Annotated in this window: 25 protein-coding genes; 11 read left to right on the forward strand and 14 right to left on the reverse strand. The window is 66.6% G+C overall.

Translation table 11 applies throughout. From position 1 onward, the window contains the following. Positions 1 to 18 precede the first annotated feature (18 nt). A complete protein-coding gene (gene fbaA, locus ACFC0O_RS22755) occupies positions 19 to 1,056 on the reverse strand; it encodes a class II fructose-bisphosphate aldolase (RefSeq protein WP_375960976.1) in 1,038 nt (345 codons plus the stop codon). A 174-nt stretch (positions 1,057 to 1,230) separates the two neighbouring features. Here fbaA and ACFC0O_RS22760 point away from each other — a divergent pair, with 174 nt between their 5' ends. Both ACFC0O_RS22760 and ACFC0O_RS22765 read left to right on the forward strand, forming a co-directional pair. After that, positions 1,231 to 1,920, forward strand: a complete 690-nt coding sequence (locus ACFC0O_RS22760; protein WP_375963731.1) for a DedA family protein — start codon at positions 1,231 to 1,233, stop codon at positions 1,918 to 1,920. 8 nt (positions 1,921 to 1,928) lie between these two features. Continuing rightward, positions 1,929 to 2,639, forward strand: coding sequence for a DedA family protein (locus ACFC0O_RS22765; RefSeq protein WP_375960978.1), 711 nt, complete (start codon positions 1,929 to 1,931; stop codon positions 2,637 to 2,639). Positions 2,640 to 2,643: 4 nt separating this feature from the next. Here the strand turns inward: ACFC0O_RS22765 and ACFC0O_RS22770 are convergent, their stop codons facing one another. From ACFC0O_RS22770 to ACFC0O_RS22780, 3 genes are all read right to left on the reverse strand, one after another. Beyond that, complete coding sequence (locus ACFC0O_RS22770; RefSeq protein WP_375960980.1) at positions 2,644 to 3,786, reverse strand: glycoside hydrolase family 76 protein; 1,143 nt, start codon at positions 3,784 to 3,786, stop codon at positions 2,644 to 2,646. Positions 3,787 to 3,863: 77 nt separating this feature from the next. Then, positions 3,864 to 4,586, reverse strand: coding sequence for a TrmH family RNA methyltransferase (locus tag ACFC0O_RS22775; protein WP_375960982.1), 723 nt, complete (start codon positions 4,584 to 4,586; stop codon positions 3,864 to 3,866). A 49-nt stretch (positions 4,587 to 4,635) separates the two neighbouring features. Continuing rightward, entirely contained in the window at positions 4,636 to 4,959 is a 324-nt protein-coding gene (locus ACFC0O_RS22780; protein WP_364636216.1) for a DUF4190 domain-containing protein, read from the reverse strand. A gap of 92 nt (positions 4,960 to 5,051) precedes the next feature. Here ACFC0O_RS22780 and ACFC0O_RS22785 point away from each other — a divergent pair, with 92 nt between their 5' ends. The 6 genes from ACFC0O_RS22785 to ACFC0O_RS22810 all read left to right on the forward strand — a co-directional run bounded on the left by ACFC0O_RS22785 (position 5,052) and on the right by ACFC0O_RS22810 (position 10,863). After that, on the forward strand, positions 5,052 to 6,437 hold the full coding sequence (locus ACFC0O_RS22785; RefSeq protein ID WP_375960984.1) for a sensor histidine kinase: 1,386 nt from the start codon (positions 5,052 to 5,054) through the stop codon (positions 6,435 to 6,437). 64 nt (positions 6,438 to 6,501) lie between these two features. Next, positions 6,502 to 7,143 (forward strand): response regulator, encoded by a 642-nt coding sequence (locus ACFC0O_RS22790; protein ID WP_375963734.1) that lies wholly within the window; start codon positions 6,502 to 6,504, stop codon positions 7,141 to 7,143. 53 nt (positions 7,144 to 7,196) lie between these two features. Continuing rightward, positions 7,197 to 7,799, forward strand: coding sequence for a Uma2 family endonuclease (locus tag ACFC0O_RS22795; RefSeq protein WP_375960986.1), 603 nt, complete (start codon positions 7,197 to 7,199; stop codon positions 7,797 to 7,799). Positions 7,800 to 7,892: 93 nt separating this feature from the next. Further along, the gene (locus tag ACFC0O_RS22800) at positions 7,893 to 8,339 is read left to right on the forward strand and encodes a hypothetical protein (RefSeq protein ID WP_375960988.1); all 447 of its coding nucleotides are present in this window, start codon (positions 7,893 to 7,895) and stop codon (positions 8,337 to 8,339) included. Positions 8,340 to 8,417: 78 nt separating this feature from the next. Next, on the forward strand, positions 8,418 to 9,758 hold the full coding sequence (locus ACFC0O_RS22805; protein ID WP_375960990.1) for a purine-cytosine permease family protein: 1,341 nt from the start codon (positions 8,418 to 8,420) through the stop codon (positions 9,756 to 9,758). Positions 9,759 to 9,762: 4 nt separating this feature from the next. Further along, entirely contained in the window at positions 9,763 to 10,863 is a 1,101-nt protein-coding gene (locus ACFC0O_RS22810) for a phosphotransferase enzyme family protein (protein ID WP_375960992.1), read from the forward strand. A gap of 14 nt (positions 10,864 to 10,877) precedes the next feature. On the opposite strand, the gene ACFC0O_RS22815 is transcribed toward ACFC0O_RS22810, so the two are convergent. From ACFC0O_RS22815 to clpB, 7 genes are all read right to left on the reverse strand, one after another. Then, positions 10,878 to 11,567 (reverse strand): lysoplasmalogenase family protein, encoded by a 690-nt coding sequence (locus tag ACFC0O_RS22815; RefSeq protein ID WP_375960994.1) that lies wholly within the window; start codon positions 11,565 to 11,567, stop codon positions 10,878 to 10,880. Continuing rightward, a complete protein-coding gene (locus ACFC0O_RS22820; RefSeq protein ID WP_375960996.1) occupies positions 11,567 to 12,625 on the reverse strand; it encodes a beta-ketoacyl-ACP synthase III in 1,059 nt (352 codons plus the stop codon). Before ACFC0O_RS22820 ends, ACFC0O_RS22815 begins: the two co-directional genes overlap by 1 nt. A gap of 85 nt (positions 12,626 to 12,710) precedes the next feature. Then, positions 12,711 to 13,256, reverse strand: coding sequence for an orotate phosphoribosyltransferase (gene pyrE, locus ACFC0O_RS22825; RefSeq protein WP_364636241.1), 546 nt, complete (start codon positions 13,254 to 13,256; stop codon positions 12,711 to 12,713). Between the two features lie 8 nt (positions 13,257 to 13,264). Beyond that, the gene (locus ACFC0O_RS22830; RefSeq protein ID WP_375963737.1) at positions 13,265 to 14,065 is read right to left on the reverse strand and encodes an SDR family NAD(P)-dependent oxidoreductase; all 801 of its coding nucleotides are present in this window, start codon (positions 14,063 to 14,065) and stop codon (positions 13,265 to 13,267) included. A 199-nt stretch (positions 14,066 to 14,264) separates the two neighbouring features. Beyond that, entirely contained in the window at positions 14,265 to 15,359 is a 1,095-nt protein-coding gene (locus tag ACFC0O_RS22835; protein ID WP_375960999.1) for a hypothetical protein, read from the reverse strand. Between the two features lie 50 nt (positions 15,360 to 15,409). Further along, the gene (locus ACFC0O_RS22840) at positions 15,410 to 16,321 is read right to left on the reverse strand and encodes a DUF5666 domain-containing protein (protein ID WP_375961000.1); all 912 of its coding nucleotides are present in this window, start codon (positions 16,319 to 16,321) and stop codon (positions 15,410 to 15,412) included. 132 nt (positions 16,322 to 16,453) lie between these two features. Next, positions 16,454 to 19,009 carry an ATP-dependent chaperone ClpB gene (gene clpB, locus ACFC0O_RS22845; RefSeq protein WP_375961002.1) on the reverse strand — a complete coding sequence of 852 codons (2,556 nt, stop codon included), beginning with the start codon at positions 19,007 to 19,009 and terminating at the stop codon, positions 16,454 to 16,456. A 245-nt stretch (positions 19,010 to 19,254) separates the two neighbouring features. Here clpB and ACFC0O_RS22850 point away from each other — a divergent pair, with 245 nt between their 5' ends. From ACFC0O_RS22850 to ACFC0O_RS22860, 3 genes are all read left to right on the forward strand, one after another. Further along, positions 19,255 to 20,232, forward strand: coding sequence for an NADP-dependent oxidoreductase (locus tag ACFC0O_RS22850; RefSeq protein WP_375961004.1), 978 nt, complete (start codon positions 19,255 to 19,257; stop codon positions 20,230 to 20,232). Between the two features lie 154 nt (positions 20,233 to 20,386). Then, positions 20,387 to 21,547, forward strand: a complete 1,161-nt coding sequence (locus tag ACFC0O_RS22855) for an FAD-binding oxidoreductase (RefSeq protein ID WP_375961006.1) — start codon at positions 20,387 to 20,389, stop codon at positions 21,545 to 21,547. Positions 21,548 to 21,642: 95 nt separating this feature from the next. Beyond that, positions 21,643 to 22,428, forward strand: coding sequence for an FAD-binding oxidoreductase (locus tag ACFC0O_RS22860; RefSeq protein ID WP_375961008.1), 786 nt, complete (start codon positions 21,643 to 21,645; stop codon positions 22,426 to 22,428). Positions 22,429 to 22,495: 67 nt separating this feature from the next. On the opposite strand, the gene ACFC0O_RS22865 is transcribed toward ACFC0O_RS22860, so the two are convergent. From ACFC0O_RS22865 to dnaJ, 3 genes are all read right to left on the reverse strand, one after another. Further along, on the reverse strand, positions 22,496 to 23,665 hold the full coding sequence (locus tag ACFC0O_RS22865; RefSeq protein WP_375961010.1) for a globin domain-containing protein: 1,170 nt from the start codon (positions 23,663 to 23,665) through the stop codon (positions 22,496 to 22,498). A gap of 466 nt (positions 23,666 to 24,131) precedes the next feature. Next, the gene (locus tag ACFC0O_RS22870) at positions 24,132 to 24,527 is read right to left on the reverse strand and encodes a heat shock protein transcriptional repressor HspR (protein WP_364636264.1); all 396 of its coding nucleotides are present in this window, start codon (positions 24,525 to 24,527) and stop codon (positions 24,132 to 24,134) included. After that, positions 24,527 to 25,702 carry a molecular chaperone DnaJ gene (gene dnaJ / locus ACFC0O_RS22875; protein ID WP_375961013.1) on the reverse strand — a complete coding sequence of 392 codons (1,176 nt, stop codon included), beginning with the start codon at positions 25,700 to 25,702 and terminating at the stop codon, positions 24,527 to 24,529. The genes ACFC0O_RS22870 and dnaJ overlap by 1 nt, the downstream gene beginning before the upstream one ends. Positions 25,703 to 25,755 lie beyond the last annotated feature (53 nt).

The raw sequence follows: 25,755 nt of genomic DNA on the forward strand, positions 1-25,755 counted from the left end.
TCCGGCCTCGGAGCTACCTTACTTGGCGCTGATGGAGCGACCAGCCGACTTCAGGTCGTTGCACGCCTCTTGCACACGCGCGGCCATGGAGGTTTCGGCCTTCTTCAGGTAGCTGCGCGGGTCGTACACCTTCTTGTTGCCGACCTCACCGTCGATCTTCAGCACGCCGTCGTAGTTGGCGAACATATGACCGGCGACCGGGCGGGTGAACGCGTACTGGGTGTCGGTGTCGACGTTCATCTTCACCACGCCGTAGCGCAGCGAATCCTCGATCTCGGACTTGAGCGAGCCGGAACCGCCGTGGAAGACGAAGTCGAACGGCTGCGCGTCCGCGCCCAGGCCCAGCTTGGCGGCCGCGACGCGCTGACCCTCGGCGAGCACCTCGGGCTTGAGCACCACATTGCCCGGCTTGTACACACCGTGCACATTGCCGAAGGTGGCGGCGAGCAGGTACTTGCCGTTCTCGCCCGCGCCGAGCGCGTCGATGGTCTTCTGGAAGTCCTCGGGGGAGGTGTAGAGCTTGTCGTTGATCTCCGCCTCGACACCGTCCTCTTCACCGCCGACGACGCCGATCTCGACCTCGAGAATGATGTTCGCGGCATGGCACTGCTTGAGCAGTTCCTTGGCGATCTCCAGGTTCTCGTCGATCGGAATCGCGGAGCCGTCCCACATGTGCGACTGGAACAGCGGGTTCAGACCCGACTTCACGCGCTCCGCCGAAATCGCGATCAGCGGGCGAACGAACCCGTCCAGCTTGTCTTTCGGGCAGTGGTCGGTGTGCAGCGCGATGGTGATGTCGTACTGGGCGGCCACCACGTGCGCGAATTCGGCGAGCGCGACCGAGCCGGTCACCATGCTCTTCACGCCCAGGCCCGAGCCGAATTCGGCTCCGCCGGTGGAGAACTGGATGATGCCGTCACTGCCCGCGTCGGCGAAGCCCTTGATCGCGGCGTTGATCGTCTCGGACGACGTGCAATTGATCGCGGGGAACGCGAAGGAGTTCTCCTTGGCCCGAGCAATCATCTCGGCGTAGATCTCCGGAGTCGCGATGGGCACAATGACCTCCGTAGTGGTGTGCTGTGTACAACAAATTCTGTCAGGCGACACCCTAAGGCAGTGTGGTTTCGACACAGTCGGTGGCCTCGGACCGAACATCCTGAGCGGACGCTGTGAGACATTCTGTGATGGACCGCATTCACCGGTAGGGTGGTGCCCGTGACCTTGCTGGCCGTGTCCGATGCCGTGACGACCAACGTCGCGCTCCCCGCGATTCTCGATCCCATGCATCTCCTTACGGAGACCTGGCTGAAGAACGCGGTGCTCCCGGCGATCTTGGTGATCGTCTTCATCGAGACGGGCCTGCTGTTCCCGATTCTCCCGGGCGATTCGCTGCTGTTCACTGGCGGTCTGCTGAGCGCCCAGGCGAATCCGCCGGTCTCCATCTGGGTGCTGCTGCCCGCGGTCGTGCTGATCGCGTTCCTCGGCGACCAGTCCGGATATTGGATAGGCCGGGCCATCGGGCCCGCGCTGTTCCAGAAGGAGGACAGCCGCTTCTTCAAGAAGAAGTACGTCACCGAGACGCACGAATTCTTCGAGAAGCACGGTCCCAAGACCATCATTCTGGCTCGCTTCGTCCCCATCGTGCGCACCTTCATGCCGGTGCTGGCGGGCGTATCGAAGATGGACTACCGCAAGTTCGTCACCTTCGACATCGTCGGCGCGATCCTGTGGGGCGGCGGCGTCACCGTGCTCGGCTACTTCCTCGGCAATGTCGAATTCATTCGTAAGAATGTCGAGGCGATCTTCCTGCTCATCGTGTTCGTCTCGATCCTGCCGGGCATCGTCACCGTGGTGAAGAACGTCCGCAATCGCGGCGCCGAGGCGGAGCTGGCCGCCACGTCGAACGAGCCGAACCGCTAGAGCCATCGGTGTCGACCACCCCGCTAACCCACGCTCTGAGCGCCTTCGGGCCGCTCGAGACAGCTGGGCCGGTGCTCGTGTGGACCGTCGTCCTCACGTTTGTCTTCCTGGAATGCGCGCTGATCATCGGGCTGTTCCTGCCCGGTGATTCGATGCTCATCACCGCCGGTGTCGTGCTGGCCTCGCAGGCCACCGGTGAGATGCACGTGTGGGCGCTGGCGGTCGGCACCATGATCTCGGCCATCGCCGGTAATCAGGTCGGCTATGTGATCGGGCAGCGCACCGGACATCACCTGGTGGCGCGCAAGAACGGTAAATACATCAACACCCGGAATCTGGCCCGGGTGGCCGAGCTACTACATCGCCACGGATTCCTGGCGGTGCTGGTGGCACGCTGGATTCCGTGGGTGCGCACGCTGTGCCCGCTGGTCGCGGGTGCGGCCGGAATGGACCATCGCAAGTACACGATCGCCTCGACGGTGGGCGCCATCATCTGGGCCCCGGTGCTGCTGCTGGTCGGTTATTACGCGGGCAGTTTCCTGGAGAACGTGTCCTGGCTGATGCCCGCGGTGATCGGCACGCTGGTGGTCGGGCTGATCCTGGGCACGATCGTGGGCGTGCGCCAGTACCGTGCGGAAATGTCGCGGCCCGCAGAGGATTTCGAACTCGACGCGGAGTGCGAGACGGTCCCGATGCATGTCATCGGCCGCAACGACTGAGACCTCAGAGTCCCGCGGCGGTGACCGTGTGCGCGGCCTCCATGAGTTTCCAGCCCGAAAGCTGTACGGACAGATCACGTTCCGGAGTGCGCGAAGCCGAGACCGAACCGCCCTCGAAGCGGCCCGCACCCGAAACGCCGGGTAGTCGCGCGGGTAATCGCCAATCCGGGCCGAAGAGCGGTTCGCCCTCCACTTCCAGACGGTTCTCCCAGGCCGCGGTGGCCGATTTGCGCACGATCGCGGCCGCGGTGCGGCGCGCGTTCACCTGTTCGGTCTCATCGCCGGGCAGCATGACCGCGGCCAGCGCCAGATAGCGGATGAGAATGCCGTTGAACAGCCCGCCATCGCCGCCACCACCGCCGATGACGATGCCGCCGCCGACCATATGTTCCTCGATCGCGGCGATCAGGCGGACCGCGCGATCCACATGCCGGGGTTCGCCGGTGTGCACGGCCAGTTCGGTTTCCAGGCCGAGCACCACGCCCTGGCAGTAGCTGTAGGTGGGGCGTTCGACCTCACCGGAGGGCAGGTGGATGCCGTCGAAGATGAGCCCGGAGTCCTTGTCGCGCAGGTTGTCGTCGAGCCAGTCGGAGATTTCCTGGGCGCGCGGGTAGCGGCCGAGCCGGGCCATCGCGATGCCGACCGGACCGTTCGCGGGGGCATTGAAGAAGTCCGAACCCTTACGCCACGGCACCGCGCCGAACTGCGTTTCGAATCCGGTGTACAGCTCATTGCTCAACTGCAGCAGCGCACCGCGCACCTCCTCGACGCCCTGGGTGCGCTCGGCCCGCTCCAAAGAGATTGTCAGCCAGGCCATATCGTCGTAGTAGTTATTGGTCCACCCGCTGATATTGCGTAACCGCATGGCGTGCGCGATCGACCAGATCCGCTTCTGCCGCACCGGCGTCGGCGCGCGATTGGCGGCGTCCACCGCACAGTCGATCAGATGCGCCTGCCACCAGTAGTGCCAGTTCGCGAACCCGCGTTCCCGCTTGGTCGCGGGCCAGCCGACCACGCCCAGGGCCGTACCCGGCATACCCCACAGCGTCCGCAGGTGCCGAGACACGATCGCGGACTCCGCCAGATCGGCGCGCTCCGCCCAGAGCGCGGCCGTCGGCTCGATATTGCGCCCGGTCCGCGAAGTCATAGGACATATCGTGCCAGGGCCACACCCCACCCCGTGGCTGATTTGTTACCAACCTTGTCCAATTGCCGTGGCGGTAGTCACTTCCACGCCGTTCGCAGGTCGGCGTGTTGCCGAACCCAGGCGTGCATCGCGATACCGGCTGCGACCCCCGCATTGATACTGCGGGTGGAACCGAATTGCGCGATCGAAACGGTCAGCAGGGCGGCGTCTTTGGCGGCCTCGGTGACGCCCGGACCCTCCTGGCCGAACAGCAGCAGGCAATCGCGGGGCAGATCGGCGGTTTCCAGCGGAACCGAACCCGGGACGTTGTCCACGGCCACCACCGTCAGGTCATGGGCGATCGCGAATTTCAGCAGTTCGGCGGTATCGGCGTGATGGTGAATGTGCTGATAGCGGTCGGTGACCATGGCCCCGCGCCGATTCCAGCGTTTGCGCCCGACAATGTGCACGGCCGCCGCGCCGAAGGCGTTCGCGGTGCGCACCACCGTGCCGATATTCGCGTCGTGCCCGAAGTTCTCGATGGCCACGTGGAAGGAATGCCTGCGGCTGTCGATATCGGCGACGATCGCCTCGCGGGTCCAATAGCGGTACGCGTCCACCACATTGCGCCGGTCGCCGTGTGCGAGCAGTTCCGGGTCCAGGCGCGGATCGTCCGGGGGTTCGGTGCCGTATTCGTCCCGCCACGGGCCGACGCCGTGCGGATGCTCACCCCATTCGGTGGGACCGGCCGGATCGCCCTCGGGGCCGTCGGCTTCGGGGGCGAGTGGATCGTCGGTACTGGCGGAACTCACTCGCGCCATCGTAATGGCAGGTCAGCACTGCCCTTCCCGCGCTGTCCGGAGGTCGCGCCTAATTCGTCGTACTGCCGACGACGCCGATCACGATGCTCAGGACCACGATCAGCACGACGAACACCAGCAGACCCGTGGCGATGATGCCGCAGATGTATCCGGCGTTCACCATGCCGCGACCACCGATGGTGCCCCGCGAGGCGTCGATCTCGTCGCGGACGCGACGGCCCATGACCCAGGCCACAGGTCCGATGACCTGGCACAGCACCAGGCTGAGAATGCCGAGCACCAGCACGGTGACGGCCTGCGGATGATCCGGCGGCGGTGCGCCGTAATAGCCGGGCGGGGGCTGATACCCCGGCGGCGGCGGTTGATAGCTCATGCACATGATGCTAGGTCTTCGTGCTGGCCACACCCCGGATTTACGGGCCTGCTCCCTCGTTCCGAATCGGCCGCCCGGCCACGATGAGAGGTATGAACGAGACGGCCGCACTCCCCACTATCGTGCTCGGCATGCCCGACCCGGAACCCGCACCGCCACCCGCGAGCCCGGGCGACATGCTGCGCGCCTTTCTGCTGGCCCCGTTCCAGGCGCGGGCGTGGAAGGAATTCGCGTACCTGATCATCGCCTTCGTACTCGGATGTATCGCGGCCGCATACCTTTTCGTCGGCTTCGCCGGCGGCGTGTATTCGATCATCGTATTGATCGGAATTCCCGTGCTGGCCTGCGTGATTCTCGGCGGCCGGGTCTGGGGCCGGGTCTATCGCGTACTGAACGCGGTGCTGTTGAACAATCCGATGCCGGAACCGCAGCCGTTCACCTACCGGCCGGGGGTGCTGGGCTGGTTCCGCAGCGCCTACACCGATCGGACCTCGTGGCGCGCACTGCTTTTCCTTCTCATCCAGTGCCTGTTCGGCATGGTGCTGGGGTATGGGCTGCTGGTCGTGGTGGCGGTGGTCGGGTTCACCGCTCTCTCCCCCATTCCGTGGGCCCTGCTCAATCCCACCAATGTGGATGAGAACGGCGTCGAGCATCACTCGATGATCCAGTTCAACGAGTACTTCCTCGATACCTGGCCGCGCGTACTCGGTTTCGCCGCACTGGGTGTGCTCGGCTGTTTCCTGCTGCCGTGGCTGTTCCGATTCGTCTGCTGGCTGCACGGCTTGTTCGCGCTCTGGCTGCTCGCGCCGACGGCCGGGGATCGCCGGGTGCTCGAATTGCAGGAGAGCCGCCGGGCCGCCGTGGACGATTCCACCGCGACGCTGCGCCGCCTGGAGCGGGATCTGCACGATGGCACCCAGGCACGCCTGGTCAGTATCGCCATGATGCTGGGCCGCGCCGAGGAGCGCCTCGCGAGCGGCGGCGACGCCACCGAACTCGTCGCGCAGGCCCGCACCGGATCCAAGGAAGCCCTGACCGAACTGCGCGAACTGGTGCGCGGTATCCATCCGCCCGCGTTGGATCTGGGTCTGGAAGCGGCGCTGGAGACCTTGGCCGCGCGCTGCGCCATTCCGGTGGAACTGCGGGTGCTGCTGCCGATCCGGCCCAGTCCGGCGATCGAGGCCATCGCCTATTTCTCGGTCGCGGAAATGCTCACCAATGTGGTGAAACACGCTGGCGCGAACCGTATCTGGGTGGCGGTGCTGCCGCAGGGCGCGGACGCGCTTGCGGTGAGCGTGCGGGACAACGGACAGGGCGGTGCGTTGCAACCGGTGGAGCGCCCGGGTGAAACCGCTGTGGCGGGCGGGCTTTCGGGGTTGGCGGCGCGTGCCCGCTCGGTCGACGGGTCGCTGCTGGTGGACAGTCCGGTCGGCGGACCCACGGTGGTCACCATGGTGTTGCCGGTGGCGGGACCGTAGTGCCCGTCGAAAACCGGCCGCCCCGTACGACAATCGAGAGGACAGCATGAGCACCCCCGATCGACTGCGCGTGGTGATCGCCGAGGACAACGCGATCCTGCGGGACGGGCTGACCGCGCTGCTCACCGATCGCGGTCACGAGGTGGTGGCCACGGTCGGCGAGGCGGACGGCCTGTCCGCGGCGGTGGCCGAGCACCGGCCCGATGTGGCGGTGGTGGATGTGCGCATGCCGCCCAGCTTCACCGATGAGGGCCTGCTGGCGGCGCTGGCATTGCGCCGCAGTCATCCCGAGACGGGGGTGCTGGTGTTCTCGCAGTGGATCGAAACCCGCTATGCCACTGAACTTCTCGCCTCCGGTGCGGGTGGCGTCGGCTATCTGCTCAAGGACCGGGTTGCCGATATCGGCGATTTCGTCGACGCGTTGCAGCGGGTCGCGACCGGCGGCACCGCCCTCGATCCGGAAGTGGTGAGTCAGCTCATGGGTGCGGCCCGGCAACAGGATTCGCTCGCCCGGCTCACCCCGCGCGAGCGCGAGGTGCTGGAGTTGATGGCGCAGGGGCTGTCGAATTCGGCGCTGGCGCAGGCGCTCACGGTGACCGAGCGGGCGGTGGAGAAGCATATCGGCAATATCTTCACCAAGCTGGAGTTGCCGCCGTCGGATCTGCATCATCGGCGGGTGCTGGCGGTGCTGCGGCTCAAGGGTTAGCCGGCGGTGTTGAAACGTCGCTGTACGGTTGCCGACCGTGGAACACTGGTTCCATGGTTCGGTCGAGTTCCGCGGAGACGGTGAAAGTCGTTGTGTCCTGGCCCGATCACCTATTGACGCTGGCGGAGTGGTCGGCGCTACCCAATGAGCGCGGTTCCTGCCGCGAACTGGTGGACGGGGTGCTGCTGGTGGCGCCGCAGCCGCCGCGGCATCAACTCGCGGTGTGGCGCTTGGCCGCTCAGCTGGAACCGGCGCTGCCGCGGCGGGTGGCGGCGCTGGCGCGGGTGGAATTGGTGATCGAGGAGACCCATCCGCCGACGGTGCGGGTGCCGGATGTGCTGGTGGTGGGCGGTGCGGCCGGGGCGGCGCACGCGACCCGGGTGTATCCCCCAGATGTGTTGGCGGCCATCGAGATCGTATCGCCCGGATCGCGGCGCACCGATCGGATCATGAAGTTCACCGAGTACGCCGAGGCCGGTATCGAGCACTACTGGTTGCTGGAGACCGACGGGTCGGTGCGGTTGACCACCTTCGGCTTGCGCGAGGGGCGCTACGAGACGACCGGCACGTACGCCGGGCAGGTAACCCTCGAACTGGACGGCATGGTGCTGCCCCTCGATCTCGACGCGCTCACCGCGCTGCGCACCACCGCCTGAGTCCGCACAACAGCCTGACCTCGCCCGATCCCCCACCCATACGGAATATTCGGACTATCCTGGAGTTCCGCAAGCCGTGGTTGGAGGGTCTCGATGGACCACGCGCGTATTTCTCGCACCGTACTCGGCGTCACCGTCGCGTACCTCGTCACGCTCTGCGTCTGGCTGGCCTGGCTGGTGCCGCTCACCCCGCCCGGCACGCTGCCGCTCCAGATCATCGTGCTGGTCGGCATGTTCGGCACCTTCCTCGGCATCGGAATGCTGCTGGCACAGCGCCCCTCGCACAGCGACCGCCAACTCCGGCGGCACGGCCTGGAGGGCTGGGCCACCATCGAGGGCGTGCACCGGCTCATGCGCACCGACCACTGCACCGAGATCACCGAACTCGATCTGGAACTGGTGGTGCCCGGATCCGAGACCTATCGCGGCAGCATCGTCTTCGACGTGGAACCGGTCATCCGCCCGAGAATCACTGTGGGCGGCATACTTTCGATTCGCGTCGACCCGCGCAACCGCGACCGGATAGTGGTCTGCCTGTAGCGGCAGCGCGGGCCGGGGCAATCCGTCGCCGCAGGCAGCCGCCCGATTTGCCCGGGATGACCCGTAGCATCACTGGTCATGACCACCGCTATACCCGCTGTACCGCCCGACCGCCGAGAAGCGCCGCTGCTGCTCGATACCGAGCCGCCGCGCACGCTGAGCTTCAGCGACCAGGCAGCCTTCTGGCTGAATCTCGGCGTCAGCCTGATCGGGTTCAGCGGTGCGGCCACGGTGCTGCTGCCCAACGGACACCCGCCGCTGTCGATCGCGGGTGCGTTGCTGGCCACCCTCGTCGGCACCGTCGCCGGTATCGCCATGGTCGCCGGAACCGGAGCCGTCGGCACCCGCACGGGCGCGCCCGCCATGGCGGTACTGCGCGGGCTCTTCGGCACCAAGCTCTCCTATCTGCCCACCGCCGCGAACATCGTGCAGTGCATCGGCTGGGGCGTTTTCGAACTGACCGTCATCGCACTCGGTGTCTCCGCGCTCACCGATGACCGCGCTCCGCACGCGCTGGTCATCATCGCGGCGGGCATTCTGTGCACCGTCATGGCGATCTGGCCGCTGCGCGTGCTGCACATTCTGCGCAAGTACGTCTCGATCGCGGTCGGCATCGCCCTGGTGTACTTCACCATTCAGCTACTGCGGCAACCGGTTCCGGAACTTCCGAACACCAGTTGGAGCGGATTCTTCCCCGCTGTCGACGCGACCCTCGCCGTCTCGGTGTCGTTCGTACCGCTGGCCGCCGACTACACCCGGCATTCGCGTTCGGCACGCGGTGCGGCGGGCGCGGCGACGCTCGGCTATTCCATCGGGCAGTTCTGGTGCTACCTGCTCGGCATCCTCGCGATACTCCAGGCAGGCGGGGATGTGAACCATATCTTCGACACCCTGCTCGGTGTGACGGCGGGCTGGGCATTCTTCGCGGTGCTGGTGCTGCGCGAATCGGATCAGTCCTTCGCGAACGTCTACTCCACGGCCATGTCGATCCAGAATCTGCTGCCGCGCGTGGATCGCCGACTGCTGGCATTGGGCGTCGGCGTGCTGGTCACGCTGCTGGCTCTGCCGGTGCGCGATTTCACCGACTACGGCAATTTCCTCTATCTGATCGGCTCGGTGTTCGTGCCATTGAGTGCCGTGCTGATCATCGACTATTTCTTCGGCACCAGCAGGCAGGGCTGGAATCTGTCGCAAACCGCGCCCGCTCGCCCATTCATGCTGTTGCCCTGGATCATCGGCTTCGTCGTGTACCAGCTGTGCAATCCGGGCTCGGTGCCGTGGTGGGCGAACCTGTGGACAAAGGTGCAGGACGCCATCGGCTTCCACCCGCAATGGTGGTCTTCGGCTTCACTGCTGTCCTGGCTGGCAGCTGCTTTCGTCACCGCCGTCCTGGTGGCCGTCCAGCGCCGGAGGGCCTGACCCGATGACCCGGGACCGCGTCTTCGGCATGGGTCAGGAACAGCTGGTCGCCCCCGACTGGCCGCCCCTGACCCCGCCGGAGATCGCGGCCCTGCTCGGCCCCGACGCCGTCATCGAATGGCGCAGTCCCCGGCCGCTTTCCGCGACCGCCCGGGTCCGCACCGCCGACGGCACACCGGTGATCGTCAAACGACTCCCCCGCACCCTGCGCGATGCGACGGCCCTCGCGGAGGAGCACGCGTTCATGGATCACCTGCGCGACAGGGGAATCCCCATCCCCGCCATCGTGCTCACCCGCGAGATCGGCGAATTCGCCTACGAGGTACAGGAACTCGGCATCGGCGAGGATCTCTATCGCGGCGCGTTCTCCTGGTCCCCCTACCTCTCGACCGACCAGGCCCGCACCTCCGGCCGCATGCTGGCCCGATTGCATCTCGCCGCAAGGGATTACGACGCCCCACCCCGTCCACCCCGCCCCCTGCTGGCGAGCTTCTCGATCTTCTCCGCACCCGACCCGATCGCCGCCATCGAGGCTCGCGCCGCCGTTCGCCCGGCCCTGGCGGCCTTCCTCGCCACCCGAGACTGGCGCACCGAGGTGCAACGCCTGCATCTGCCCTTCCACACCCGCCTGCATCGACTGCTCCCCCACCTGGACCCCCAGTGGACGCACAATGACTGGCACGGCACCAACCTGCTCTGGCAGTCCACCGGACCCGGAGTCGAATCCCCTTCCACGGTCATAGATTTCGGTCTCTGCGACCGCACCGTCGCCATCCACGACCTGGCCGTAGCCATCGAGCGCTGCGCCGTCGACTGGATCTCCCTGCGCGACGGCGGCCCGGCCCACATCCAGTTCGAGCAGGTCGAAGCCCTGCTGAACGGTTACCGATCGATCCGCCCGCTCGGTCCCACCGAGGCCGCGGCCCTTCCCGAACTGCTACCGCTGGTGCACGCCGAATACGAGCTGTCCGAGATCGACTACTTCCTCGGCGTGATACCCGGCGGCAACCCCGAGAACGCCGAAATCGCCTACCGCCATTACTTTCTCGGCCACACCGCATGGTGGGCAGCCGAAGGCCGCGCCCTACTGTCCCGGCTCCCCTGACCGCGTACGGCCGGTCAGGGGCGGTGGGCGCGGGGGTCTGCCAGGAGGTACTGGGCGGCGGCGTAGGTGGTGAGGATGACGCCCTCGGTGATGCGCTGGGAGCGGGGGGTGCGGGCGAAGATCTTGCGCAGCACGATGAGTCCGTCGGAGACCGTGAAGAGCAGGGCTCCCACGCCGAGACGGGTGCGCGGGTCGGAACCCGGGATATTCAGGCCCGCAATGGCTTTCGCGCCGGGGGCGATGCCCGGATCCGACGCGAGGGTGGCGGCCGTGCCGAGGGTCGCGCCGTAGGCGGTGAGGGGCAGGGCCACCGCCGGGGCCTTGGCCCGCATCAGGGCTGCCGCGCCCAGCCAGGCCACCAGTCGCTGGGCGGCGATCTGGGGTTGCGGGCGGCCGCCGCGCCGCCACCAGAGGCGGGAGTAGCCCGTCTGCATGAGGGCGAAAGATGAAGCGCCCGCGATCAATCGGCGGTCGTTGTCCGGGTCGATGAGCAGGATGTCGCCGACCGTGGCGGCCGCCAGGGAGCCGAGCAGCACTGTGCGGTCGGCGGATTCGAGGCCGTCGTCATTGGTGGCGATATCGGCGGCGAGCAGGGGCATGAGCAAAGGCTTTGCGGCCCACTGCAATGTGTGGCGGCCGGTGACAGCGCCGAACACTGTCACGGCCGCCGCGCCGACGAAGGCGGCGCGGAACGGCCGGGGCATCAGAAGGAGGGCTCGGCGGGCACCGGGGGCAGCACCGCGACCTGGCCGGCGTAGGACAGGCCCGCGCCGAAGCCGAGCAGCAGCGCGAGCTGACCGCCCTTGGCCTTACCGGTCACCAGCATTTCCTCGATGGCCAGCGGAATCGAGGCGGCGGAGGTGTTGCCGGTGTTCTCGATGTCATTGGCCATGGGCAGATCGTCGGCGAGGCCGAGGTTCTTCTTCATGAGCTCGTTGATGCGGGCGTTGGCCTGGTGCGGCACGAACACCTCGATGTCTTCCTTGGCCACACCGGAGAGTTCGATGGCGCTGGAGAGCGCGCGCGGCAGCGTGACCGCGGCCCAGCGGAAGACCTTGGGGCCCTCCATATGCAGCGACATCCGGCCGACGGGCTCGACCGCGGGATCGGTGCCCTGCAGTTCCTGCGCACGGTTCATGAAGGCCAGGAAGTCGATGTCCTGGGCGATGGCTTCGGCGTTCTCGCCGTCGCTGCCCCACACCGTCGGCGAGATGCCGTTCTCCTCGGCGGGTCCGATGACGACCGCGCCCGCGCCGTCACCGAAGATCATGGCGGTGCCGCGATCGGTCGGGTCCAGGCCGACGGTCATGGTTTCCGCACCGATGACCAGGATGTATTCGGCGGAGCCGGAACGGATCATATCGGTGGCGACGCCCAGGCCGTAGCAGAAGCCGCCGCAGCCGGATACGAGATCGAACGCCGGAATGCCGTTCATGCCGAGGTCCGCGGCAATGGTGGGCGCACCGTGCGGGGTGAGCTTGAGCCAGCTGGAGGTGCACAGCACCAGCGCGCCGATCTTGGAGCGATCGATGCCGGTGTTCTTCAGCGCGCGTTCGCCCGCCGCCACCGACATCGATCGGATCGTCTCGTCGCCGCTGATCCACCGCCGGTTGTGGATACCGGTGCGGTCGAAGATCCACTCGGGGGTGGAGTCGAGCGTTTCGCACACCTCGGCGTTACTGACGATGCGCTCGGGCCGGTAAGCACCGATGCCGAGCATCGCAACATTCTGGGGACCCTTGTTGATTGCAATGCTCACCACAGGTGACTCACACGACCCTTCACAACAGCAGTTCGACAACGTTGTCGGACATAAGACCAACAACAGGCTAACTCAGGGCGACAGTTCAGCCCAGCGCCAGATCCTTCAGCCCGAGAATCGAGCGGTACTCCAAACCTTCGGCCGCGATGATGTTGTCGGCGCCGGTTTCGCGATCCACCACGGTGGCCACGCCGACCACGATGGCTCCGGCGTCACGCAGTGCTCGCACGGCGGTGACCGGCGAGTTTCCGGTCGTGGTGGTGTCCTCCACCACCAGTACGCGCTTGCCGACGATGTCCGGGCCCTCGATCTGCCGCTGCATGCCGTGCGTCTTGGCGGCCTTGCGGACCACGAAGGCGTTGATGGGACGGCCGGGCGCGTGCATGACCGCGGCCGCGACCGGGTCCGCGCCCATGGTGAGCCCGCCGACGGATTCGAAATCCCAGTCCGCCACGAGTTCCCGCAGCAGTTTGCCGATGAGCGGCGCCGCCTCGTGCTGCAGGGTGGCCCGGCGCAGGTCCACGTAGTAGTCGGCTTCCTTGCCCGAGGACAGGGTGACCTTGCCGTGTACGACGGCGAGTTCACGTACCAGTTCGGCCAGTCTGTCCCGGTCGGTCGTCGTTACCTGCATTGCTGTGTCTATGTCCTTCCGCGTGCGTTGAAAAAGGCCCGATTCAGGCGGGTCACCAGGGACCGCGGGATCAGTCCGGCGACCGCGGCGATCGCTTTGTACTGCATGCCGGGCACACTGATCACCCGGTTCTTCTCCAGATCCGCCAGTGAGCAGGCGACCACCTGATCCACATCCAGCCAGAGCGGCCGGGGAAACGATTCGGTCGGCAGACCGGCACGTTCATGGAATTCGGTGTGGACCAATCCCGGGCATAGAGCCTGCACCCGGACGCCGGTCCCGGCCAGCCCGCTCGCCAGCCCTTGCGAGAAGGATACGACGTACGCCTTGGAGGCCGAATAGGTCGAGCCCCTCCCGGGTATCAGCCCGGCCATGCTGGCGATATTCACCACGGTTCCGTTGGCGGCGTGCAGCATGGGCGGCACGGCCGCGCGGGTGAGTTCGACCACCGCGGTGACGTTCACATCGAGTTGCGATCGCAGTGTCTCCGGCGTGGCTTCCCAGAACTCGCCGGAGAGCCCGAATCCCGCGTTGTTGACCAGGAATTCGACGCCTTCGGCCAGCCGGGCGGCCACCCGGTCCCGGTCGGCGGCCACGGCCAGATCGGCGGGCAGTACCTGCGCCCGCGCCCCGAAACGCACCTCGCAGTCGTGCGCCAGCGCGGCGAGCCGCTGCTCATCGCGCGCCACCAGCACCAGGTCGTAGCCGAGCGCGGCCAACCGGGTGGCGTACGCCTTACCGATTCCGGAGGTCGGCCCGGTGATCAAGGCCACGGGCCGATGCGCGCCGGGCAGGCGCGCGGCGCTCATCGGCAGCTCGGCGCTCGGGGACAGCTCGGGAGAACCCTCGGTCATCGGCAACCCATCATTCGCACGACTGGTGAACGGTCGGCGATGACCGGGACAGCGCAATCATTCTGGCCCCTCGCACGCGGGACCGAGGGCAGTACCCGTGCAATTGGCCGCGTCTCGACGGTTTCGGCGGATCGAACCGATCGACCGCCGCGCGTCACCTCGGCGTCGGACCCTGATACGGGCGGAAGCCGGGGTGGAAGGGGCCGCCGGGCGGGGCGCTGCGGCCCTGGTCCTTGCGCCAGCCTTCTTCGGGTTCCTCGTCGCGGCGGGGCTCGGGTTCGTCCTCGGGCCAGTCGTCCTCGGCGGCGGGGCGGCGCGGAGCGTCCTCGTCATCGGCCCAGTCGTCGCCCTCTTCGGCGGGAGGCCAGTTGCGGCGCGGGCGATTTCGCGGATCCGGCACGACTTTCAGTGCGGGACGCCAGTTTTCGGGTTCGCCCTCACCTTCGCCACCGGCGATGTCACCGAGCAGGGGGCTGAGTTCGTCGTCATCGGCCTCGATTTCGGCCGCGCCGGGCGGGCGGGTGCGTCCCCGGCCGCGCTCGTAATCGCCGTCCTCGTCGTAGCCGTCGTAGTTCTCGTCCTCCGGAACCGGGTGCGAGCGACCGGGTTCGGGCAGTTCATCGCGGCCGCGTTCGGAGTTGATCACCGGCGGCAGCACGTGCAGCAGCCCGGACAGGCGCAGCACGGCGTCGATCGCCATCTCCCAATCCTTGGCGACCGAGCTCACGTGCAGCATGCCGAGGGTCCAGTTGCCCTCACTCCACAGCTGTTGCACGGTATCGGGCAGCGATTCGATGAACGCCACCATGCGCTGATCCACCGCATGCCGGGCGATGTCCGGATTGGTCGCGAAGACCACCCGATCACCAATGGCGCCAAGCATTTCCAGATCGTGGTCCTTGGGCGGGGCGGCGGTCTTCATGCGCAGATCGATATCGATGTCCGAACCGATCTGCCGGCGCACCGCGACCAGGGTGGCGGCGTCCTCCAGATCGAAGAGTACGAACTTCTCGCCCTTGCGATTTCCGGACACCACATCCACCGCGGACAGGTATCCGAGCTTGGCCAGCGCGCCGCGCCGCCAGGTGGAGGCCAGCGCCGGTTCCACCGAAACATAGGTGTACCCCTGGGATTTCGCCCAGACCTGGCGCACATGCCCGGTGCGCTGCCGTTGCAGCCGATCGAAATAGAGCAGCACGATCGCACCCACCAGCGCGATCGCCGCCAACCCGAACCATATAGCCGTCATCGCCGCCTACCCTATCCAGCCGGGCGGGGGTATGCCCGGTATGCCTGCACTCATCGGGTTCCGCCGGGCAATGACGTGCTGATGATGAGCTTGGCCTGGATCGCTCCGTCGGCGGCCTTATCGCCCTGCACCATCACCATTTCACCCACCGGTATGTCCGCCACCTTCGTACTTCCGAGCGAAATGACCTGCGTCCGTTCGTCGGTGTGCACGGTCACCGTAGTGCCGGACAGTGTTGTCATGGTGAGGGTGGTGCCGTCATTGCTCGCGATGGTGCCCATATTCGCGCCGAGTGAGTCGATATCGCCGAGGCCCGGAATCTGCGGAATGCCGCTGGGCAGCGGCTGCGACGAGGTGTTCCCGGGCAGGTTCGGCATGGGAAAACCGCTGGTGCGGGTGGTGGTGGAGGCCGCGGTATCGGATGAATCCTTGTTCGCGAGAAGCGCTCCCAGCAGTACCCCGGCGATGGCGACGAGTACGAAGGCGGCGATGCCCACACCTATCCACAGGCCGGTTTTGCGCGGCGGCTGCGGCGGGGCGGGCTGCTGCGGGAATCCCGCGGGCTGATAGCCGCCGGGCCCACCCGGATACCCTCCGGTCTGCCCGTAGCTGAGTCCGCCTTCGCCGGGCGGCATCTGGCCGTATCCGGCAGCGCCGCTCGGGGTGTAACCCGCCGGGTTCGGGGTGTAGCCCGGTGGATAGGTGGCGGTGGGTGGGGCGTAGCCCGCGCCGCTGTCGTAGCCGCCCCAGCTGGCGTCGTACGGCGGCAGCACCCGGGTGGCTTCCGGTCCCTGCTGCTGCCCGAAGTATTCGGTGGGCGAGATGTGCTCGCCGCCGCCGTGGTTGTCCGCGACTTCCGAGGAGTGCCCGACCTGTTCGGCGGGGTGCTCGACCTTTTGGGTCGGCTCCTCCCCCGGGCCAGGTTCAGGCCGCCGCGACCATGGATCGCTCGGAGTTGTCATGGCCTCCAGCCTAAGCTGCCGGACTCCTGCGGGGCTTGAACTCGACCGAGCGGTTCCGAATCGGCCATCTACCGGCAAATGAAAATGCCGCACTTTCCACAGCGAAAAGTGCGGCATTCCCGTTTTTCCGGACTAGCGGCCGACGATCAGACTGTCGCCGTCCGGGGTGACGTTGACCTTCACGGTGTCCCCGTCCTGCACCTCACCGGCCAACAGCTCCTTGGCGAGGGTGTCGCCGATGGACTGCTGGATCAGCCTGCGCAGCGGACGCGCACCGTAAGCCGGATCGTAGCCACGCACCGCGAGCCAGAACCGCGCCGAATCCGAGACGTCCAGCTTCAGGCGACGCTGGGCGAGCCGCTTCTGCAACTGGTTCAGCTGGATGTCGACGATCGACTCCAACTGCTCCTCATCGAGCGGATGGAACATGACCACATCGTCGAGCCGGTTCAGGAACTCGGGCTTGAAGGCCACCCGCACCGCGTTCATGACCATCTCGTTCGATCCGCCCGCACCCAGATTCGAGGTGAGAATCAGGATGGTGTTGCGGAAGTCGACGGTGCGGCCCTGACTGTCGGTGAGCCGTCCCTCGTCGAGCACCTGCAGCAGGATGTCGAACACATCCGGATGCGCCTTCTCGATCTCGTCGAAGAGCACCACGGAGTACGGCCGCCTGCGCACCGCTTCGGTGAGCTGACCGCCCTGGTCGTATCCGACATAGCCCGGGGGCGCACCGACCAGGCGAGCCACCGAATGCTTCTCGCTGTACTCGCTCATATCGATGCGGATCATGGCGCGCTCATCGTCGAACAGGAAGTCCGCCAACGCCTTCGCGAGCTCGGTCTTACCGACGCCGGTGGGTCCGACGAACATGAAGGAACCGGTCGGCCGATTCGGATCGGCCACGCCCGCGCGAGCCCGGCGCACCGCATCGGAAACCGCCTGTACCGCAGCCTTTTGACCGATGACGCGATTGCCCAGCTCATCCTCCATGCGGAGCAGTTTCTGGGTCTCGCCCTCCATCATGCGGCCGACGGGGACACCGGTCCACGCCGAGACCACCTCGGCGATATCGTCCGGGCCGACCTCCTCCTTGAGCATGACGTCACCATCGGACGCGCCCTTGGCCTTGGCCTCGGCTTCGGCGAATTCCTTCTCCAGCTTGGGGATTCGCCCGTACCGGAGTTCGGCGGCCTTACCGAGATCGCCATCGCGTTCGGCGCGCTCGGATTCCCCGCGCAGCGCTTCGAGCTGTTCCTTGAGCGCGCTCACCGAATCGATGGCCTGCTTCTCGTTCTGCCAGCGGGTCATCAATTGATTGAGCTTCTCGCGGTCGTCGGCGAGTTCGGAGCGCAACTTCTCCAGGCGTTGCTTGGAGGCGTCGTCGGTCTCCTTGGCGAGCGCGACCTCTTCGATCTCGAGGCGGCGCACGGCCCGTTCCACCTGGTCGATTTCGACTGGGCGGGAATCGATTTCCATGCGAAGCCGGGACGAGGCCTCATCGACCAGGTCGATGGCCTTGTCCGGCAGGAACCGCGAGGTGATGTACCGATCGGACAGGGTCGCCGCGGCCACCAGCGCGGAGTCGGTGATGCGCACGTGGTGGTGCACCTCGTACCGCTCCTTGAGCCCGCGCAGGATGCCGACGGTGTCCGCCACCGAGGGCTCGCCGACCAGCACCTGCTGGAACCGGCGCTCCAGGGCCGGATCCTTCTCGATGTGCTGGCGGTATTCGTCCAGGGTGGTCGCGCCGACCAGGCGCAGTTCACCGCGCGCCAGCATGGGCTTGATCATGTTCCCGGCGTCCATGGCGGATTCGCCGGTCGCGCCCGCGCCGACAATGGTGTGCAGCTCGTCGATGAACGTGATGATCTGTCCCGCACTGGATTTGATCTCCTCCAGCACGGCCTTGAGCCGCTCCTCGAATTCACCGCGGTACTTGGCTCCGGCGACCATCGCGCCCAGATCGAGCGAGACGAGTTTCTTACCGCGCAACGATTCCGGGACATCGCCCGCGATGATGCGCTGGGCCAGCCCCTCGACGATGGCGGTCTTGCCGACGCCGGGCTCACCGATGAGCACCGGATTGTTCTTGGTGCGCCGGGACAGCACCTGCACCACGCGCCGAATCTCGGTGTCGCGCCCGATGACCGGGTCCAGTTTGCCGTCGCGGGCGGCGGCGGTCAGATCGGTGGAGTACTTCTCCAGCGCCTGGTAGCTGCCCTCGGGATCGGCGTTGGTGACGCGGGTGTTGCCGCGCACTGCGGTGAACGCCTCGCGCAGCGCGTCCGCGGTCGCGCCGTATTTGAGCAGCAGTTGCGAGACGTCCGAATCCCCGGCGGCCAGGCCGACCATGAGGTGTTCGGTGGAGACGTATTCGTCGCCCATCTCGGTGGCCAGCCGCTGCGAGGCGGTGATGGCGGCCAGCGCCTCGCGCCCGAGTTGCGGTTGGGTGGTGGCGCCGCTGGCGCGCGGCAGCCGGTCGACAATGTCCTGCGCCTCGCGCCGGACCGTGGCCGGATCTACGGCGACGGCCTTCAACAGGGGTGCGGCGATGCCGTCGGTTTGATCCAGCAACGCCACCAGCAAGTGCGCCGGACGGATTTCCGGGTTGCCCGCGGCGGAGGCCGCCTGCAATGCGGCGGTCAGGGCCGCCTGGGTCTTGGTGGTGGGATTGAACGAGTCCACGTTCACCTTCCTACTAGTCGCTTACTCGAACCAACGCGACAGGAGTTGAGTCTGTTCCGCTCAAGTCTGACGAATTTCCGGTGCGACCACCAGTGCCGAAGGTCCCCGTAAGGCTACTCGCCACGAACAAAACCGAATGGCCTGAATCACACCGGTTCCAGGGTGTCCCTGCCTACGATGAACCGGGTTCGTTGACGCATCACCCGCTCATCCCAAGCTCGGACATCCGGACGAATGGAGCAGCAATGCGCGCGATCGTGGTTCGAGAATTCGGTGGCCGCCCCGAGGCCGCCGATATGCCCGTCCCCGAGGCCGGACCGGGTGAACTCAAGATCGAAATCGAGGCCGCGGGCGTCAACCCCTTCGACCAGCGCATCATCGACGGCTTCCTGGACGGCAAACTGCCGCACGACTTTCCGCTCATCCCCGGCGTGGACGGTGCGGGCCGGGTGGTCGGCATCGGCGCCGATGTCACCGATGTCGAGATAGGCGAACGCGTGGTCGGCAAATGGCTCAATCCGCCGCTCGGGCACGGCACCTTCGCCGAATACATCGTGGTGCCCTCGACCTCGATCATCGCCCGGATACCCGACGAGGTGACCTCCATCCAGGCCGCCGCCCTGCCCACCGCGGGCATCACCGCGCTCGATCTCGTTCACGCCGCGAAGGTGGCGGCCGGGCAGAGCGTGCTGATCGTCGGCGCGTCCGGCGGCGTCGGCTCCTATCTGGTGCAGCTCGCGGCGCTGGCGGGCGCGCACGTCATCGCGACCGCGCGGCCGGACGACACCGATCGGATGATCCGGCTGGGTGCGACCGAGGTGGTCAACTACGGGCGGATCACCGTCACCGACTCGCCGACCCACGCCGAGGGCGCGCCGCTCTCGATCGCGGATTCGGTGCGGATCACAGTGCCCGCCGGAGTCGACGTGCTCTTCGATCTGGTGAGTCCGCCGCCGCTGTTCGCCGACAATGCGAGCGTGGTCAAGTCCGGCGGTGCGGCGTACACCACCGTCTGGTCCGCCGACGAGGAAGCGCTCAAAGCGCGCGGCATCACCGGCGGAAACTTCGAATCCAGCGGCGGCGCACCGGAATTGCGGGAACTGCTGCGCGATGTCGGCAATGGCGATCTGGTGGTCCCGATCGACAACACCCCGCCCCTGGACGCGGCCCCGGAAGTTATCGGCGCCTCCGGCGCACGTGGCAAGACGGTGTTGGTTATCTGAACCCCCGGTGCGTCGCCGCCGTCCAACTACCGGCAAATTCACAACCCTCGGCTATATCCGTGCGACCACGGTTTTTTCAGGGATACTTGACGCGGAGGACCGCCTGGAACCAGGCGCGTCCGGGGTAGTAGCAAGGAAAGGAAAGCTCGACGTCGTGGATGCGCGTTCAGCAGCGCTGGTCCGCGCAAACTTCCGGACAGTCGTCGAGGCCCCGCACGGGCCCGAACGACTGATCAGCGCGTTCTACGGTCACCTATTCGCGGAGATCCCCGCCCTGCGGGAACTCTTCCCCTCCGCCATGGATATGCAGCCCAAGCGGCTGGTGACGGCCGTGCAGTTCGTGCTCGACAATCTGGAGGATTGGGACCGGGCGCAGCGATTCCTGGAGCAGCTCGCGCGCGATCACCGCAAGTACGGTGTGGAGGCGGCGCACTACGACATTGCCGGTCGTGCGCTGCTCGCCGCGTTCCGCTCCTATAACGGGGTCGGAAATTGGAGCAGGCAGCTGGAGTCCGGATGGCGCGATATCACCATCCTGATTTCGGCGTCCATGGCCATCGGCGCGAATTCCGATACGTCACAACCGTATTGGGAGGCGACCGTGGTCGGGCACCGGCGGGTGGTCGACGATCTGGCCATCGTGCGGCTGCAATCCGATACGCCGATCCCCTATCAGGCGGGACAGTATGTGCCGGTGGCGATTCCGCAGCGGCCCAAGATGTGGCGGTATCTCTCGCCCGCGATTCCCGCCAATCAATACGGCGAGATCGAATTCCACGTCCGCAAGGTGCGCACCGGGTGGGTGAGCCCGGCCATCATCAATGAGACCAAGGTCGGCGACCGCTGGATGATCGCGTCCCCGCTGGGCGGACTGCATGTGGACCTGCGCAGCCGCCGCGATGTGCTCATGATCAGCTCCGGCACCGGTATCGCGCCGATCCGGGCGCAGCTGATCGAGATGGGGCGGCGCGGTATCAATCCGCGCGTGCACCTGTTCATGGGCGGGCGCTACCCCTGCGATCTGTACGACGTGGAGAACATGTGGCAGCTCTCGCAGAGCAATCCGTGGCTCACGGTGATCCCGGTGTGCGAGAACGAGACCAACCCGTGGTGGCATCCGTACCCGCCCGCGGATCCGCCGTTCGGCATGCACCGGCGGCTGATCGGTAACCTGGGCGCGGTGGTGGCCAGTTTCGGCGCGTGGGCGGATCGGCAGATCCAGATCGCCGGGTCGGCGCGCATGATCGCGGACACCAAACGGGCACTGTTGGCGGTGGGCACGCCCGAGTCGGCGATCAACTCCGACCCGGTGTGAACCCGCGTCCCGGCCGCACGCGCGCCGGATGATGGTTTTGCGGTCTGTGTGAGAGATAGTGCGGTGCAAGGTTTTTCGATGAGCAGGAGTGTGCGGTGACCCTCGACCCCGATCAGACCGGCCCGATTCGGATCGACGGCCCGACCGAGTGGCCCGCCACCGTGGTCGGCGCGCACCGCCTGCGCGAGGACCTCACGGTGGTCCGGCTGATCGGCGAGTTCGTGCCGTTCGCGCCGGGCCAGTCGGTGGAGGTGCGCACCCCGCAGCATCCGAATATGGTGCGCCGCCTGTATCCCGCACTGCCGCCGTCGCTGGACGGCAAGCTGGAGTTCCACATTCGCACCGTGCCCGGCGGCTGGTGCAGCGGTTCCATGGTCGCCGACACCCGCACCGGCGACGAGTGGAAGATCCGCAATCCGGCGGGCTGGCTGGCGGTGGCCGACAATGCCACCGACCTGATCATGATCGCCGACGGGGTGGGCCTGGCCCCGTTCCGCGCGCTGCTGCTGGATATCTCACGCCGCGAGCACCCCCCGCGCACCCACCTTTTCGTCGGCGGACGCTTCCCCCGCGATCTCTACGCCGCCGATATGCTGGCGCTGCTCGCGAACGAATTGCCCTGGCTGACAATCATTCCCGTGGTGCTGGACGAGCAGGATCCGGACTGGATCGACGACTGGTACGAATCCTGCCGCGTCGATATCGGCTTCCAGCCCGAGGAGCTGATGCCCGGCACCCTCGCCGAGGTGGTCCACCGCTTCGGCCCGCTGGACCTGCAGCAGATCCTGGTCTGCGGCGGCGCGGCCATGGTGCAGTCCACGGTGGAAATGCTCATCGCCACCGGCACCCCGCGCGAACTCATTCGCTACGAAGGGTTCTGAGAGTTAGGTGGTGCCCCGCACCGCTGCCGAGCGACAGGCAGCGGCGCGGGGGTCTTTTCGGGAGGGGTCAGAAGAGCGGATCGTGGCGGATGTTCTTGGTGGAGGTCCCCGCGGCCATCAGCCGGAACTTGGTGGTCTGCACCATCGACGGCGACCCGACGATCTGCACATCGCGATCGTCCCAGGCGCCGAAACTCGCGACCACCTTGCCGATTTGGCCGACGACCCGCGGTTGCAGTCCCGGATGTTCCTTGGGCTCACTGGAATTGGAGAGCTGCCACCACGGATCCTCATCGCTTTCGGTGACCGGGGTGACGGTGAGCCATTTATTGGACTGCGCGAGCTGCCCGAGGATTTCCAGATCGTAGAGGTCGCACGGGTAGTGACCGCCGACGAACAGATCGACCTTGGGATTGGAGCGGCGCTGGGTCATGGCCATGAGTTGTGCTCGCAGCGGGGCGATTCCGGTGCCGCAGCCGATCATCAGCATCTTGCGCCGGGTATTGCGGGGCACGCCGAGACCGCCGAGCGGTGAGCCGATCAGCCATTTCTCGCCGACCTTGGTGTGCCCGACCATGGCCGGGCTGACCCAGCCGCCGGTGACGCCGCGAATGTGGAATTCGATCTCGCCGCTGGGATTCGCGGGAATCGCCGGGGAGAGATAGCGCCACATGCGGGGGCGCGAGGGGATCTGCACGCTCATGTACTGACCGGCCGCGTATTGGATGGGCTGATCCAGTTTGAGCCGCACGATCGCGAGATTGCGCAGTACCTCACGGTGTTCGATGACGGTGCCGGTCCAGACCGGTGGTGTGGTCTCCCGGTCCGCGGCCTCCATCATGGTGGAGGCGATGACCGTGAGGCCCTCGTCCCAGGCCCGGCCGATCTCATCGGTCCACAGCTCGGTGCCCGCGTACGACTCCAGCGCGGCCTTGAGTGATTTCCCCACTGCCGCATAGTGTTCGCCGACCACACCGTATTTACGGTGGTCGCGGCCGAGCTGCGCCAGGAAGGGCAGTAGCTTATCGGGTTCCTCCAGGCGATCCACCACATAGGCGATGGCCTTCACCAGCCGATCGCGCTGGGCGTCCAGCGCTGCCGGGAAGAAGTCTCGAACCTGGGGGTACTCCGTGAAGAGGATGGCGTAGAACGATCGAGCGAGTTTTTCGGGGCCACCATCCTCCGCAGCTACCGCCTTGAACGTCGTTCTTATCAATGCGACGGTCCGCGAATCCATTTGTGTCACAACCCCATTTCGCACTCGAACACAAGCCAGGGCCGGTGAGTGCAGTGCTGCGGGACACTCGACAGCAGCCGTTGCTGAGCAACTATAGGCGAGGTTTGCCAGCAACGGAATGAGTCGTTTCAACAACATGCCTGTAATTCCCCGAAAACGAGCCCGTTGCAACCAAACCTGCACGAAAACAGACTGTTCAACTGGGAAACGCCGGTGGACACCGGCTTTCGGCTACCGATCTTGGGGGATTCGTTTTGCAATCTTCAGTAAGGGAGCGATCCTGCCGCAACCATGACAGGCGATGAATTCCCATGCCACAGCTGGACAAAACATACAATTAGCAAACAATACAACCGAGCGGTCTGTATTAATTTCACGGCCCGCCAACGCAATAAAAAAGCAGCGCCCCGACATTCGGAGCGCTGCTTCCCGTTTCCGGCTGGCTATCGCATGCGGCGTTGCCCGACTACTGCGTTCGCCGATGCCGCGGCTGCCACACCACCAGCGCCGTACTGCGCTGCGGCGGAGTCAGATCCGGGCGGTACCCCGCACGGAGCCGATCCACCTCACCGCTCAGTTCGGCCACGCGCTGCTGGAGTTCCTCGACCTGATTGGTGAGTTCGATGATCCGTTTGATGCCCGCGAGATTCACGCCCTCGTCCTGGGACAGGCGCTGTACCTCGCGGAGCAGCTGCACATCCCGATCGGAGTAGCGCCGCCCGCCGCCCGAAGTACGTTGCGGCGAAACCAAACCCAGTCGGTCATAGGTGCGCAGCGTCTGGGCGTGCATGCCCGCCAGCTGCGCCGCCACCGAGATCAGGAAGTACTGTGCCTCGGCGGCTTTCTTCGGATCGGAACTCATCACGCACCTGCCCAGCCTGCACGCGGATCGAATCCACTGGTCTTCTCCGCCTCCGCATAGCGCCGGAGCGCTTCGGCGGCATTGTCGTCCAGCTTCTGCGGGATGGCGACCTTGACGGTGACGAGCAGATCGCCCGCCCCGCCGTCGCGCTTGGGCACACCCCGCCCGCGTACGCGCAGGGTGCGGCCGTCGGCGGTGCCCGGGGGCACCTTGACGCCGACGCGTCCCTCCAGTGTCGGCACGGAAACCGTTGTACCCAAAACCAGTTCGCTGTAACTGACCGGCAGCACCAGGGTCAGATCGTCGGCATTGCGGCCGAAGACCTTGTCCTGGCTGACGTGCACGGTGACGAACAGATCGCCGGGCGGTGCGCCCCGCAGACCCGCCTCACCTTGACCCGCCAGCCGAATCCGCTGCCCATCGCGCACCCCCGGGGGAATGCGCACGGTGATGGTGCGGGTCCGATTCTGGATACCGGTGCCGTGGCAGTCGACGCACGGATCATCGATGATCGATCCGGTGCCCCGGCAGTCCTCGCACGGTTCGCTGAATCCGAACGCGCCCTGATTGCGGCTGACCACACCCGCGCCATTGCAGTGCGGGCACACGCGCGGGCTGGTGCCCGGCTTGGCGCCGCTGCCGTGGCAGGTGGTGCAGGCGGCCGGACTTGTCATGCGCAGCGGAACCGTCACGCCCTGGGCGGCCTCGCGGAAGCCCAGTGTCGTCTCGGTTTCCACATCGCTGCCGCGCCGCGGCCGCGACGAGGTGCGGGTGCCGCCCCGGTTGAACAGTCCGCCGAGCAGATCGCCCAGTCCGCCGTCACCGGCGCCGGCCTGCTGCCCGCCGAAGATGTCACCCAGGTTGAATTCCTGCGAGAACCCGCCGCCGGGCTGACCGTAACCGGCGCCCGGAGTGAAGCCGCCGCGGCCGAAACCGCCGCCCGCGAAGAGCTTTCGCGCTTCGTCGTACTCCTTGCGCTTCTCCGGATCGGACAGCACGGCGTGCGCCTCGCTGACCAGCTTGAACCGCTCCTCGGCCTTGGCGTCACCCGGGTTCTTGTCCGGATGCAGGTCGCGGGCGAGCTTGCGGTACGCCTTCTTGATCTCGTCCTGGCTGGCGCCGGAGGCGATACCCAGCTCCTTGTAGAAGTCCTTCTCGAGCCACTCCCGGTTCACCGGGCATCTCCTCCTCTCGAATTCCTCGGCGCCGCGGTCCCATTCGGGACCAC

Source organism: Nocardia sp. NPDC056100, from assembly GCF_042266325.1.
In the GTDB taxonomy this organism is placed as follows: domain Bacteria; phylum Actinomycetota; class Actinomycetes; order Mycobacteriales; family Mycobacteriaceae; genus Nocardia.

Coding starts and splice junctions, on each gene's coding strand:
- ACFC0O_RS22770 (WP_375960980.1), bottom strand. CDS start 3,786: ATGACTTCGCGGACCGGGCGCAATATCGAGCCGACGGCCGCGCTCTGG.
- ACFC0O_RS22775 (WP_375960982.1), bottom strand. CDS start 4,586: ATGGCGCGAGTGAGTTCCGCCAGTACCGACGATCCACTCGCCCCCGAA.
- ACFC0O_RS22780 (WP_364636216.1), bottom strand. CDS start 4,959: ATGAGCTATCAACCGCCGCCGCCGGGGTATCAGCCCCCGCCCGGCTAT.
- ACFC0O_RS22785 (WP_375960984.1), top strand. CDS start 5,052: ATGAACGAGACGGCCGCACTCCCCACTATCGTGCTCGGCATGCCCGAC.
- ACFC0O_RS22795 (WP_375960986.1), top strand. CDS start 7,197: ATGGTTCGGTCGAGTTCCGCGGAGACGGTGAAAGTCGTTGTGTCCTGG.
- ACFC0O_RS22800 (WP_375960988.1), top strand. CDS start 7,893: ATGGACCACGCGCGTATTTCTCGCACCGTACTCGGCGTCACCGTCGCG.
- ACFC0O_RS22805 (WP_375960990.1), top strand. CDS start 8,418: ATGACCACCGCTATACCCGCTGTACCGCCCGACCGCCGAGAAGCGCCG.
- ACFC0O_RS22810 (WP_375960992.1), top strand. CDS start 9,763: ATGACCCGGGACCGCGTCTTCGGCATGGGTCAGGAACAGCTGGTCGCC.
- ACFC0O_RS22815 (WP_375960994.1), bottom strand. CDS start 11,567: ATGCCCCGGCCGTTCCGCGCCGCCTTCGTCGGCGCGGCGGCCGTGACA.
- pyrE (WP_364636241.1), bottom strand. CDS start 13,256: ATGCAGGTAACGACGACCGACCGGGACAGACTGGCCGAACTGGTACGT.
- ACFC0O_RS22830 (WP_375963737.1), bottom strand. CDS start 14,065: ATGAGCGCCGCGCGCCTGCCCGGCGCGCATCGGCCCGTGGCCTTGATC.
- ACFC0O_RS22835 (WP_375960999.1), bottom strand. CDS start 15,359: ATGACGGCTATATGGTTCGGGTTGGCGGCGATCGCGCTGGTGGGTGCG.
- ACFC0O_RS22840 (WP_375961000.1), bottom strand. CDS start 16,321: ATGACAACTCCGAGCGATCCATGGTCGCGGCGGCCTGAACCTGGCCCG.
- ACFC0O_RS22850 (WP_375961004.1), top strand. CDS start 19,255: ATGCGCGCGATCGTGGTTCGAGAATTCGGTGGCCGCCCCGAGGCCGCC.
- ACFC0O_RS22865 (WP_375961010.1), bottom strand. CDS start 23,665: ATGGATTCGCGGACCGTCGCATTGATAAGAACGACGTTCAAGGCGGTA.
- ACFC0O_RS22870 (WP_364636264.1), bottom strand. CDS start 24,527: ATGAGTTCCGATCCGAAGAAAGCCGCCGAGGCACAGTACTTCCTGATC.